Origin of the sequence: Flavobacterium succinicans LMG 10402 (assembly GCF_000611675.1) — a bacterium.
Taxonomy (GTDB): domain Bacteria; phylum Bacteroidota; class Bacteroidia; order Flavobacteriales; family Flavobacteriaceae; genus Flavobacterium; species Flavobacterium succinicans.
Map to the genome: position 1 here is coordinate 266,364 of NZ_JATV01000006.1, position 13,486 is coordinate 279,849.

Below are 13,486 nucleotides of genomic sequence, written 5' to 3' on the forward strand. Positions count from 1 at the left end.
TATTTTTTTAATACTCTTTTTGTTCTAAACCTCAATAAAATAAGCGGTGACCTCGTTTTTTTTAAAACAAAAAAATCAATCGTGCATTATATCATTTTTTTTAAACCGAGCAAATATATCATTAACGGAATGATAAACCAATTTTTTTGCCCATTAATCTCAAAAAAAAACTGCAAAAGTGCAGTCTTTTTTTTGAGATGTAAAAATGGCTATACCAATACAGCTTTCAAATCAGCATTCATTGCTCTTACAGCGTCTGCACTTTTGGCAAATGCTGCTTTTTCAGCTTCATTTAAGTTAATATCAAGTATTTGCTCTACTCCATTTTTACCAATAATACATGGAACACCAATACAAATATCGCTTTGACCATACTCTCCTTCTAAGAAAACAGAACAAGCAATCATTTTCTTTTGATCATTCAAAATACTATCTACAAGGTAAGCTACTGAAGCACCTGGTGCATACCAAGCTGATGTACCTAATAAACCGGTTAAAGTAGCTCCTCCAACCATAGTATCTGCCGCTACTTTATCCAATACTTCTTGAGAAGCAAATTGAGTTACTGGAATACCGTTATAAGACGCTAAACGAGTTAATGGAATCATGGTTGTATCTCCATGTCCTCCAATAACCATAGCAGAAACATCATTAGCGGGTACATCTAGTGCTTTTGATAAGAAATATCTAAAACGAGAACTGTCTAAAGCTCCACCCATTCCGATGATTCTGTTTTTTGGCAAACCTGTTGCTTTCAACGCTAAATAGGTCATTGTATCCATTGGATTAGACACTACTACTACAATTGCATTTGGTGAATGTGCTAGAATATTATCAGCAACCGTTTTTACGATTCCAGCATTGATCCCGATTAATTCTTCACGTGTCATTCCAGGTTTTCTTGGAATACCTGAAGTAATCACTACTACATCACTGTTCGCTGTTTTAGAATAATCATTAGTACTTCCAGAAACTCTGGTATTAAATCCTGTATTAGTAGCACATTGAGAAATATCCATAGCTTTACCTTCAGCAAAACCTTCTCTAATGTCTAATAATACTACTTCACTTGCAATTCCTCTGTAAGCAATTACATCTGCGCAGGTTGCTCCCACATTTCCTGCTCCTACAATGGTAACTTTCATTTTAATTTTGTTTTATTTATGTATAAAAATTGATCCTTATAATCAATCCCCTAATTTACGCATCTATATTGGCATATACAGCATTTTTTTCAATAAATTCTCTTCTTGGTGGAACTTCATCTCCCATTAACATTGAGAAAACACGATCTGCTTCTACCAAACTATCAATATTTACTTGTCGTAAAGTCCTGAAATTCGGATCCATAGTCGTTTCCCACAACTGTTCCGCATTCATTTCTCCAAGACCTTTATAACGTTGAATTGCTGCACTACCACCCATCCTTTCATTGGCTTGATCACGCTGAACATCATTCCAAGCGTATTCTTTTTTATTTCCTTTTTTAACCAAATACAAAGGTGGCGCTGCGATATACACGTGTCCTTCTTCAATTAATTCTTTCATAAAACGGAAAAAGAAGGTCAAAATCAACGTAGAAATATGACTACCATCAACATCGGCATCACACATAATAATTACTTTATGATAACGTAGTTTAGAAATATTAAGCGCTTTACTATCTTCTTCTGTTCCTACAGTTACACCAAGTGCTGTAAAAATATTTCGAATCTCTTCGTTTTCAAAAACTTTGTGGTGCATGGCTTTCTCCACGTTCAAAATCTTACCTCTCAAAGGCAAAATAGCTTGAAACGCACGATCACGACCTTGTTTTGCTGTTCCACCAGCCGAATCTCCCTCGACAAGGTACACTTCACATCTTGCAGGATCTTGTTCTGAACAATCGGATAATTTACCAGGCAAACCTCCACCGCCCATAACGGTTTTACGTTGTACCATTTCACGAGCTTTCTTAGCTGCGTGACGTGCTTGAGCCGCTAAAATTACTTTTTGGATAATGATTCTAGCATCATTTGGATTCTCTTCCAAATAATTCTCCAGCATTTCACCTACCGCTTGACTTACAGGAGAAACTACTTCTCTATTTCCTAATTTGGTTTTTGTTTGTCCTTCAAACTGAGGCTCGGCTACTTTAACAGAAATAATCGCAGTTAGCCCTTCACGGAAATCATCTCCAGTAATTTCGAACTTTAATTTATCTAACATTCCAGAAGCATCAGCATACTTTTTAAGCGTTCTTGTCAAACCACTTCTAAAACCTTGCAAATGCGTTCCTCCTTCGTGTGTATTGATATTGTTTACATACGAAAATATATTTTCAGAATAACTTGTATTGTATATTAAAGCTACTTCAACAGGAATCTCTCCTTTTTCGTGATCCATAGAAATCACGTGTCCGATAATTGGCTCACGGTTTCCATCCAAATAGCGAATGTATTCCTTTAATCCTTCGGTAGAATGGAATACTTCTCCTAAGAAATTACCATCTTTATCAACTTCTCTTTTATCTGTAAATGTGATTGAAATTCCTTTATTCAAAAATGACAATTCACGCATACGTGCAGAAAGTGTATCATATGAATACTCTGTAGTTTGCGTAAAAATAGTTGGGTCAGGATAGAAAGTTACAATAGTACCTCTTTTAGTGGTATCTCCAATTTGTTTTACTGGATATAAAGCTTTTCCTCTTTCGTATTCTTGCTCATACACTTTACCATCACTACTATGAACGGTTGCTCTCAAGTGAGAAGATAAGGCATTCACACAAGACACCCCAACACCGTGTAAACCTCCAGATACTTTATAAGAATCTTTATCAAATTTACCTCCAGCTCCGATCTTGGTCATTACTACCTCAAGTGCTGAAACGCCTTCTTTTTTATGAATCCCTACTGGAATTCCACGACCGTTGTCTTCAACTGTAATAGAACCATCTTCATTTATTGCAACGCTAATGGTGTCGCAATGCCCACCCATCGCCTCATCTATAGAGTTATCTACCACTTCATACACTAAATGATGCAAACCACGGACACCTACATCTCCAATATACATCGATGGACGCATTCTTACGTGCTCCATTCCTTCCAATGCCTGAATACTATCTGCTGAATAATTGTTCTTATTGATTTCTTCGCTCATATGTGTTTATTCTAAAATATATTTTCTATAACACGCAAATATACAAAAGCAGAAAGGATTTTAGTTCAAAAATGGCTTTTTAAGCGTCCAAGTTATCAACATTTATGGTTTATATCCCAAAACAAAAAACGCGCCTTAAAAAGGACGCGTTTTCCACATTTAAACCTGAATAACTAATTCAAAATTTATGCTTTTACATAAGCATCATCGTGCACATTGGCCACGGCTCTACCTGATGGATCGTTCATGTTTTTAAAAGCTTCATCCCATTCTAAGGCGATTTTGGTACTACAAGCCACACTAGCTTCTTGAGGAACACACAAAGCCGCTGCATCACTTGGGAAATGTTCTGCAAAAATAGAACGGTAGTAATACTCCTCTTTTGAAGTTGGTGTTTGCAAAGGGAATTTATATTTAGCATTCGCTAATTGCTCGTCAGTTACTTCTTCAGCAACCACTGCTTTCAAAGTATCAATCCAACTGTATCCCACACCATCACTAAATTGTTCTTTCTGTCTCCAAGCCACACTTTCAGGCAACATGTCTTCAAAAGCCTTACGAACCACCCATTTCTCCATTGGATGTTCTTTGTTGATCATTTTATCTTGAGGATTAATGCGCATCGCTACATCCATAAACTCTTTGTCTAAAAATGGTACACGTCCTTCAATCCCCCAAGCAGCCAAACTTTTATTCGCTCTCAAACAATCGTACATATGAAGTTTCCCTAATTTACGAACGTTCTCTTCGTGAAATTCTCTTGCATTCGGCGCTTTATGGAAATACAAATAGCCTCCAAATAACTCATCGGCACCTTCACCAGACAACACCATTTTAATTCCCATTGATTTAATCACCCTTGCCATCAACCACATAGGAGTTGAAGCTCTTACAGTAGTAACATCATACGTTTCTAGGTTGTAAATCACATCACGAACAGCATCCAATCCTTCTTGAATGGTAAATTTAATTTCGTGATGAATCGTTCCAATATGTTCTGCCACTTTTTGAGCAGCAGCTAAATCTGGCGAACCTTCTAAACCAACAGAAAACGAGTGCAATTGTGGATACCAAGCATCTACTTGATCGTCTGACTCAATACGTTTTTGAGCGTATTTTTTGGCTACCGCCGATGTAATTGACGAATCCAAACCTCCTGAAAGCAACACTCCATAAGGCACATCACTCATTAATTGTCTGTGAACCGCAGCTTCTAAAGCTTCTTTAATCGCTGGAATACTAGTTTCATTGTCTTTTACCGCTTCATAGTCTGTCCAATCTCTTTTGTACCATTGTACAAACTCACCATCTTTACTTGACAAATAATGTCCTGGAGGAAACAACTCTATTTTTGTACAATAGCCTTCTAATGCTTTCAATTCAGAAGCTACATAAAAAGTGCCGTGTTGATCCCATCCTATATATAAAGGAATAATTCCCATATGATCACGAGCTACAAAGTACTCGTCTTTTTCAACATCATAAATAGCAAATCCGAAGATTCCATTCATTTCGTCAATAAAATCAACTCCTTTTTCTTTGTATAAAGCCAAAATTACTTCGCAATCACTTTCGGTCTTAAATTGATATTTACCATCAAACTGTTTGCGTAAATCGCGGTGGTTATAAATTTCGCCATTGGCAGCCAAAATCAAATTGCCATCTTCGCTTAACAATGGTTGTTTCCCTGAAGCTGGATCTACAATGGCCAAACGTTCGTGAGACAAAATCGCTTTTTCATTACTAAAGATGCCACTCCAATCTGGTCCACGGTGGCGGATAATTTTAGACATTTCTAAAACTTGAGGTCTTAGGGTTTCTGATTTCTGTTTTAAGTCAAAGGCACATACAATTCCGCACATAGCTATATTTTTTAATCTGATTATTTAATTTGATGAAGCAAAGATGACACAACAGATACAAATAGAAAACACAAAATCCACTTTTAGTTATAAATTATAACCAAAAATGGATTTTTAAGTAAAATATGAAATACAAAACAGAACCAATTAGAAGAAACGCTTAAAATCTGTAAATCGAGAACGCTATCTAATTCCAAACACTATTTCATTATAGCCAATCCTATTTTTGTCATATCGAGCGCAGTCGAGATATTACAAGGGTTCTCGAGTGAGCTACCATTGACGTTTTTGTTTAAGAAGGGTTTCGACTGCGCTCAACCTGACAATGCAAATGTCATTTAATATTGCTTTTTTAGAATTAAAATCAAACCTCGAACTGACAAAATGGACTATTAAAAATAAGTTATTGCTATAATCACGATTATTTTTGCTTTGATCCTTTGATATAAGTACTTGAAGGCTTCATCTTAACAATCTGACTAGCTTCCACTTGCATCAAATCGACATCAAAAACCACAAAATCCGCCCACTTACCGACTTCCAAACTTCCTTTTTCGTTTTCTTCGAAATTAGAATAGGCGGCCCAAAGCGTCATTCCTTTTAAGGTTTCTTCGCGAGACAAAGCATTTTCGATTTGGAAACCATTTTTAGGAAATCCTTTTACATCTTGACGTGCTACTGCAGCGTGAAACGTAAGCATTGGATTGACTTCTTCCACAGGAAAATCAGTTCCTAGGGCTATGGTACCGGCTTTTTGAAGTAGCTTTTTATACGCATAGGCATTTTTCAAACGGTCTTTCCCTAAACGATCACCTGCCCAATACATATCGGAAGTGGCGTGTGTGGGTTGAACAGAAGGAATGATTCCGAGTTTGAAATAATCAAAATCGGATTCCTGAATTACTTGTGCGTGTTCAATTTTCCAGCGACGGTCTTTTTTACCTGTCAATACTTCTTTGTAGATTTTAAGCAAAACAGTATTGGCCGAATCTCCGATGGCGTGTGTATTGAGTTGAAAAGGCGAATTGGCAATTTGTTGAGCTACTGCTTTCAATTGAGGCACTGGAGACAACAAAGCTCCAAATTGTTTAGGACTATCCGAATACGGTTTGTGCATACAAGCACCTCTGGACCCCAAAGCGCCGTCGCCATACATTTTGAATGAACGCACATTCAGTTGATTGGTTTTGTAGATTCCTTTTTTGAAATACAAATCCATATTTTTTTGATTCGCCGTAATCATCGCATAGACATTGATTTTCATTTTACCCGCTTGTTGCAAACTGTCTATCAAATGAATAATATCAGGTTCTAATCCTGCGTCGTTCACAGTAGTCAAGCCATAATCAAACATTACTTTTTCGGCATCCAAAAGCGCGGCGATTTGTGTTTTTCGGCTGGGTTTTGGAATGATTTTAAACACCAATTCCATAGGATTGTCAATCAGAATTCCGGTTGGCTCACCATTTTGAAGTTCAATTTGTCCGCCTTCCGCTTTTGTTTTGGCGGTAATTCCAGCCATTTGCAGCACTTTGGAATTGACCACAATAGCGTGCCCATCAATGCGGTTGAGCACCACAGGAACGTTTGGAAAAGCAGCATCGAGTGCTGTTTTGGTTGGAAATTTCTTCACCGCCCAATCGTTTTGGTCCCAACCATTACCGACAATAAATGTTGGATTTTTTGCTTTTTGAAACGCTTTAAGGCGCGTAATTATTTCTTCGAAGCTTTTCGTGCCTCTTAAATCTACTTCTTGTAACGTTAGGCCATACCCATAAAAATGACAATGCGCATCTATTAATCCAGGATAAACAAATTTTCCTTTGTAATCTAAAATGATCTTGGAAGTATATTTTTTCAGAAGCGAATCCGTATTTCCGATGGCTAGAATTTTTCCATCCTTAATGGCAATAGCAGAAGCTTTTTCAAAGGCAGCGTTTACGGTATAAATGCTAGTATTGGTCACAAGCGTATCCACTTCTGTCTGTGTGTTAGACGTACAAGAAAACAGGAATAGGGATACAAAAAACAGATAAAATGATTTCATAATTTTGAAATTGGGTTTGGTCACGCTAAGATAAGGAAAAGTAAAGTCTAAAATACTTTTAGTCTGCTTGCTAAAAAACAGCCTTAAATGAAGTCACATCCAATTTAAAAAACCTTTCCATTCCCGAGAGAATAGAAGTTTTAGAAAAAAGGAGACTAAAATTTCTTTTTTAGATACTAATACAAAAGTCCTCATGTCCTTCTGTGGTATTTGCTTTGTTGTGGCAGTTGCTGGAGCTGTTTACGGAATCAATGCTTTTAAAGATATTCAAGAAGTAAAAAGAGAAGAATTTGAAAAAGGCATTTTAAAAGGGAGAGAACAATTTTATTATAATTTACCTAAAGACAGTCAAAATTTTTTAGACAATAAATATCCTGAATGGAGAACGAATCAATACTAAATTTCATTGCCCTTTTGGTAAAAAAATAAGCTGTCATTTTTGACAGCTTATTTTTTTTTAAATTTAGGCAGTATAATAATAGCTACCCCTGAGTTCTGAGATTTTTCTTGAATTAATTTTCCTTTGGAATTAAAAATTTTTATAGTTAACAAAGTTTTTTCATCCTCACAGCTTGCATAAAAAATTTTTTCGCTATATCTAGGCACAGAAACAACTTCTTTATGTACTTTTTTAATGTACTTACCTCCAATGATCCCAGTACCGCTGATTAATACATTAGAATCCGGATTATTACTAATAAAAACAACATTTAAATCATAATATTCGTTGTTATTGTCATCTGAAGAACAAGAATATAATGAAAAAATGAATACGGATAAAAAGAAAAACAATATTTTTTTTTTCATAATTTTTTTTATCAAAATTTAGGCAGTATAATAGTTACCACTGAGTTCTGAGATTTTTCTTGAATTAATTTCCCTTTGGAATTAAAAATTTTTATAGTTAACAAAGTTTTTTCATCCTCACATCTTGCATAAAATTTTTTTTCGTTAGATCTAGGCACAGTAACAACTTCTTTATGTGCTTTTTTAATATACTTACCATCAATACCAGTGCCGCTGATGTATACATTGGAATCTGGATTATTACTAATAAAAACAACATTTAAATCATAAGATTCGCTGTTATTGTCATCTGAAGAACAAGAATATAATGAAAAAATGAATACGGATAAAAAGAAAAATAATATTTTTTTTTTCATAATTTTATTGAATTTTTGGAATTATAGAAAATTTAACAGCACCAGTACTATAGTAAAACAAGTCGCATTCACCATTGTTGTTAATATTATTAATAATCGGATTGTAAAAATATACTTTAATAGAAGTAGCTAATACATCATCTCCAACATTAAATGTTCTAAGAAATTTCTTTTCTTGTGTAGTTTCTTCTTTATAAGAACCACTTCCTCCAAGTTCGGCACTCGTTTTCGACCCAACACCTAATTTTACTGATCCTTCAAACTTTCCTTCAGCAACTTTACTGACGGTATAATTAACTTCTTCTGTAATAGAACTTGATAAATTAACTTCGGATACATTTATAAAGCGGTGTAGAGATTCTTTTGATATATCCCACTTATTAAAAGCAACCATATCATTTAAACGAAAAACTTTACTTGTGAAATTTGCTGGATTTATTTTGTAAGTGTTTTTACTACTTCTAAATACAGTTCCGTTCTGTCTGGTATGAGTGATATTAAAATTCCAAATATCTGAAGGTTTTACAGGAATAATTATGGAAGAACTATTACTACTGTTCTCTGAAAAGATCTCAAATTTAAATTCATAAGCCCCTTTAGTCCACATTCTATCAATTAATTCTTCAGTACTCAATTGTCTTTTTGTCTGAGTTACTGTCTCATAAGTAATAGAAGGATTACCTTTATCGCCTGAATTTAAAGCAAGTTTGAAATAGAGATTAGGATTGATCTCTAAATAATCGATATAATCAGTTACATTTTGATTTAGAATACCTTTAGAATCTTTGTTTGTTATTCCATAATAAACATAATCTCTTTGATAAGCTTTGTTTGCCGCTACATCATTGTAAGATGTATTTTGATTAAAGAAAGAAAAAGAATCAAATACAATTTTACTTAACTCATTTTTATTAACATTCGTCTTATCTGTATTTACATTATCTTTTTTTAATCCATTAAAGTTAGGAGATAAAAATTCGACAGTGTTTTTTAAGCTCATAGAATTGTTTTTAGCTGTCAATGAATTAAAATGAATGGAATTAACGTTAACCCTATCGTTTTCTTTTACAACAAAAACATGAAAATCTGGAACTTCACCTTTCTCTAGTGTTACTTCTAGTTTTCCATTTAAATATAAGTCCGTTGTGTTTTCTTTTGAAACAACTACCGGTATTTCGGCATCATTAGTATCTAAATTATTTGCAGAAATATTAAAAAAAGGAATGCTAGGAACTAAAATATTAATTAAAGGAACATTTTTCTCAATTTCAGCGATATCTTTTTCAGAAGAAAAGCTTACTAAAATATCTCTAAAACGGTCTCCATTTATTACACTATTTCTAACTAAATAATAAAGAACGTTATAGTCTTTATCAAATTGTTTCAGTGCTTCATTTTTCAGGAACACTCTTACATCCTTTCTATTGTAAGTCACTTTAGATAAAATCTCAGAGAATTTGAGTATATTTTTTTCTTTAAGGTTGTTATCAATAAAATGTCGATCGTTAATGGAAGAAGCGTCTTCTTCTTCTTTAGTACATGAGTTTAAAAAAAAGGTAAGCAATAAGATAATTAAAAAAGGGGGTTTCATATTTTTATTAATAAATTTAATTGCAAAAGTAGTATTTTATTTATTTTTATTTCATTTTTATTGGTGCAGAGTTGTTTTAAAGAACGGCTCTATCCTCCCCTTCGAAGAGTAAAAAAATTGTCGAACAGGCTGCGAACATCTCCGAATCTTCGCCATTTTAATTGTTTTGCCATCCGTAAACGCGATAAAAGTCTCACGCCATTTTACCATAACTATCGATAGAAGGTTTTGCCCAAGATAGGGCTTGCAGATTGATAGAATATATATTTCCCGAAAATCCAAAATAATCCCTACTAGCCCCGGGAGGAGCGGCATCCTTTGCTGCCGGGGTTCGGCAGTAAAGATATAGCGGATCACGGGACGATGTTGCTAAGAAAGCCTTTTGCCTCCTGCTCCTACTCCAACTACTGTTTTTAATGTATTTCTTGAATGGTGTATTTGGTGGTGTTGATTTCGAATTCGAAACCTACTTTGCTGCCCATTAATTTACTGCCCAAAGGCGATTGTGGCGAAAGCGCGATGATGTTGGTGCCTTCGATTGTGATTTTGGGCAAGGCCAAACTGAGGTACAAGTAAATGCCATTGGCTACAACCAAACTGCCTACAACGATGGTTTCGGCTACGATGGTAGTATCAATTTTATCTAACACCGCTTTTTGCCCCAAAACTTCTTGGAGTTTGTGGTTGAATTTTTCTTGCTCAAGATGCATCATAGAAAGTGCCGTTTCGTGCTTGTCACCTGCTGATCCTTTTGCGTCATTCTTTGAGTCTTCGGTCAATGCAGTAATCATATCGCGAAAGGCATCGATTCGGTCTTGTACTAATTGTAGGTAGTAGGCGTGTATTTTTTGTTTGAATGTCATAAGAAAAACTTCAACTGACAGGGTTATGAACCCTGTCAGAGTTTTTATGAAAAAATTTAAAAATCAAATTTATAACTCGCTCCCGCTACAATTTGAAAACCTTGAACGGGAAGATTGAGCCATTTTTGATAGGCTTGGTTGGCAATATTGTTAGCTCTTAAAAATGCGGTAATGCGTTCGTTGTATTTGTAGCCTACATGCAAATTAGCATCAAAATAAGAAGGTAAAATAATACTATTAGAATTGGTAACCAAATCCGTGTTGAATTGATTCTCTTTTCGCTCGCCTACGAAAAAGACTTTGGCGCCCGCAAACCATTTATCGGTAATAACAACCTCTAAGGTTGAATTGATTTTCATCGTGGGCAAATTCCAAGCTTCGGCCTGCGTATCCGTCGTATAGGTATTTAGGGTGGCGTTGATTCCGAAAGTGACATTTTTAGAAAAATCAGCTTTTAATTCGCCATAAAGGCTGATCGTTTTAACATCATCATAGACTATGCCTAATGAATTTCCGAAAGCGTAAGGCTCATTCGCACTGTTTTCTTTATAATTATTCGCTTTGAACAAAGCTTTGTTGCCTTCGTTCAAGTAAGACGCACTAACAGTATAACTAACTGAATTTGCCAATTTACCTTTTAATCCAGCAAAAAGATTGTACTTAGAATCTGTAGGCTGAATTAATAAAGTTGGTGAAAGAAATGGATTTTCATTCACAAAATCCATATAAGTATTCTGTTTTAAACTTCCATCAGCCCCTAAATAAAAGATCATCAAATCGCCCACCACTTTGTAGGATGCTTTGAAGTTTGGATAAAAATATAATTTGCTTTTACTGGCTTGCGTATTGAAGCTATAAAACAAACTCGCCCCAATTTCTAAAGACCAATCGTCTTCTTTCATGTCAAAACTAGGCGCAATTCCAAAATTAACAAAACCATATTTTACCGCTTCGGTATTTGTTTTAAAGTAGTTGTTCTCGAAAGTTCCTCCAACATAATCCAACACCACATCCGTATGAATGGCCGCATTCATCAATTCAATATCAAAAGTAGGCTTGCCCCAAAATCGATTTTCAGACGAACCAAATGCATCAGAAAAATGATGAAACTTTACCGAAGTTTCCCCAAACATACTATCCTCAAAGTCTACTGTACCTCCAAGTGTAATCGTATTGTATTTTTGCTCAGGGCTGATGCCTTTAATCAAATCGTTGCGTTGTGCATCTGTTAAAGTACTTCCAAATCCCTCAGGCAATCCATACCAATTATAGGTTTGGCTCTGAAAACCAGCTTCTGCTTTCCAAGAAATATCAGACTGATTACTACCATAAAACAAATCTAATTTGGTGTCATAAAAATGGTCATCGAGAAGCACCTCCTTGATTCCACCTTGAGAAGAATGATGTTGAAAACGTCCTCCCGCATAATCCGAAGCATTTAATTTTTTATTCACAAAAAGGTCCCCTTTGAGCGTTCCATAATTCCCGATTCCGAAAGCAGCATAATTTTCGAATAACTTAATGGCTTTGCTTTTTTCGACGTCGGCGGCTACTCCTTTGCTAGGGGTAAAAGTTGAGGCAACTGGAAAAGGCAAAACCGTATACTTCACGGTTTCTTTCTTGGCGTTACCCTTATCGTCCAAAAGCGGCGTTTCTTTGATTTTGAAAGCATCCAAAACGGTAGGCGAAAAAGATTTGACCACATTTACTTCTTCTGCGCTAATCGTTTCGTTCTTTTTTTGGGCCCAGGAAAACTGCACCGCAAACAACAACAGGAAAAGGAGGATTCGATTTTGGTATTTCATTTTTTACTTTATTTTTATTCAGAGAAATGAAAAAAGCAAAAGAAAAATTTCATTTCTAACGCTACACTTTCTCCGTAATTTTTATTGTGTTTCCTAAATAAATTAATTTTTGATGCAATGGCATTAAACTTCCCACTCGCCTTTGGCAATAAACTGAGTTGTTCCGCCTATTTGAATATCAAATTCCTCATCCGTCAATTTCCCTTTGAAATGAATCTGAGACGGACGACCTATAGCCTCTCCTTGATAATTAATGATTTCAAAAGCTGGTAAATGATATTTCAACAAAAAGGCTTGCAAACAAGTACTGGCACTTCCTGTGGCGGCATCTTCTATCAATTGATTGTTTTCGATGCACAACAATCGGCTAAATAATTTTGTCCCTTCTAAATAATAAAAATACAAGGCTCTGTGGGCGGTTTTACAATTCTTTTTGAGCCAATCATCAGTTTTGTCTTTATCAAGAACCAAGTTGTCTAATGCTCTTTTACTACTTAATCCTACCAATACAAAAGCGCTTCCGGTGGTGACTTCTTGAATAGGAAATTGATTTTCAAAATCTTCTTTTTTCAAATTACTAAACGAAGGGAATACCTCTTTCGAAAAAACATCCCAAAATTTGGGTTGCGCGGCTTTCAACCAAAGCAATACTTCCGTTTTTTGAATCGTAATGGGACCAATCGGAACCGTTAATTTGATCTTTTCAGGCGCATTCTCCAACACTTTATGCATCAAAACCCAAGAAGTTCCAATAATAGGATGCCCCGCAAATTGCATTTCATGCGCTGGTGTAAAAATTTTAACCTCGGCACTGTTATTTTGAGCATCCAGCTTGGTAATAAAAGTACTTTCAGCAAAATTTATTTCGCGAGCAATCTTTTGCATTTGTTCTGCACTCAAGCCTGCTGCATCTAAAAAAACAGCCAGCTGATTCCCTGCATATTTTTTGTTCGTAAAAACATCAACGATATAAAATGGTAAAGTCATAAATTGTAAAAGGTATTTTGTTAG

General features: G+C 35.3%; 11 protein-coding genes. 1 reads left to right on the forward strand and 10 read right to left on the reverse strand.

The genetic code is table 11. From position 1 onward, the window contains the following. Window positions 1–209 precede the first annotated feature (209 nt). The 4 genes from mdh to AO58_RS0107725 form a co-directional block, all read right to left on the reverse strand. Window positions 210–1,145 (reverse strand): malate dehydrogenase, encoded by a 936-nt coding sequence (gene mdh, locus AO58_RS0107710; protein WP_024981158.1) that lies wholly within the window; start codon window positions 1,143–1,145, stop codon window positions 210–212. Between the two features lie 55 nt (window positions 1,146–1,200). Beyond that, window positions 1,201–3,144 carry a DNA topoisomerase (ATP-hydrolyzing) subunit B gene (gene gyrB / locus AO58_RS0107715; RefSeq protein WP_024981159.1) on the reverse strand — a complete coding sequence of 648 codons (1,944 nt, stop codon included), beginning with the start codon at window positions 3,142–3,144 and terminating at the stop codon, window positions 1,201–1,203. Between the two features lie 185 nt (window positions 3,145–3,329). Next, on the reverse strand, window positions 3,330–5,006 hold the full coding sequence (asnB, locus tag AO58_RS0107720; RefSeq protein WP_024981160.1) for an asparagine synthase B: 1,677 nt from the start codon (window positions 5,004–5,006) through the stop codon (window positions 3,330–3,332). Window positions 5,007–5,427: 421 nt separating this feature from the next. Further along, window positions 5,428–7,053, reverse strand: coding sequence for an amidohydrolase (locus AO58_RS0107725; protein WP_024981161.1), 1,626 nt, complete (start codon window positions 7,051–7,053; stop codon window positions 5,428–5,430). A gap of 193 nt (window positions 7,054–7,246) precedes the next feature. On the opposite strand from AO58_RS0107725, the gene AO58_RS0107730 reads away from it, so the two are divergent. After that, window positions 7,247–7,453 (forward strand): hypothetical protein, encoded by a 207-nt coding sequence (locus AO58_RS0107730; RefSeq protein ID WP_024981162.1) that lies wholly within the window; start codon window positions 7,247–7,249, stop codon window positions 7,451–7,453. 47 nt (window positions 7,454–7,500) lie between these two features. Here the strand turns inward: AO58_RS0107730 and AO58_RS0107735 are convergent, their stop codons facing one another. From AO58_RS0107735 to AO58_RS0107765, 6 genes are all read right to left on the reverse strand, one after another. Continuing rightward, window positions 7,501–7,860 (reverse strand): hypothetical protein, encoded by a 360-nt coding sequence (locus AO58_RS0107735; RefSeq protein ID WP_024981163.1) that lies wholly within the window; start codon window positions 7,858–7,860, stop codon window positions 7,501–7,503. Window positions 7,861–7,871: 11 nt separating this feature from the next. Continuing rightward, window positions 7,872–8,216 carry a hypothetical protein gene (locus tag AO58_RS0107740; RefSeq protein ID WP_024981164.1) on the reverse strand — a complete coding sequence of 115 codons (345 nt, stop codon included), beginning with the start codon at window positions 8,214–8,216 and terminating at the stop codon, window positions 7,872–7,874. 4 nt (window positions 8,217–8,220) lie between these two features. Continuing rightward, window positions 8,221–9,807 (reverse strand): hypothetical protein, encoded by a 1,587-nt coding sequence (locus AO58_RS0107745; RefSeq protein ID WP_024981165.1) that lies wholly within the window; start codon window positions 9,805–9,807, stop codon window positions 8,221–8,223. Between the two features lie 413 nt (window positions 9,808–10,220). Further along, complete coding sequence (locus AO58_RS0107755) at window positions 10,221–10,670, reverse strand: hypothetical protein (protein ID WP_024981167.1); 450 nt, start codon at window positions 10,668–10,670, stop codon at window positions 10,221–10,223. A 56-nt stretch (window positions 10,671–10,726) separates the two neighbouring features. Continuing rightward, the gene (locus tag AO58_RS0107760) at window positions 10,727–12,475 is read right to left on the reverse strand and encodes a TonB-dependent receptor (RefSeq protein WP_024981168.1); all 1,749 of its coding nucleotides are present in this window, start codon (window positions 12,473–12,475) and stop codon (window positions 10,727–10,729) included. Between the two features lie 123 nt (window positions 12,476–12,598). Continuing rightward, window positions 12,599–13,462 (reverse strand): PhzF family phenazine biosynthesis protein, encoded by an 864-nt coding sequence (locus tag AO58_RS0107765; RefSeq protein WP_024981169.1) that lies wholly within the window; start codon window positions 13,460–13,462, stop codon window positions 12,599–12,601. Between the last annotated feature and the right edge of the window lie 24 nt (window positions 13,463–13,486).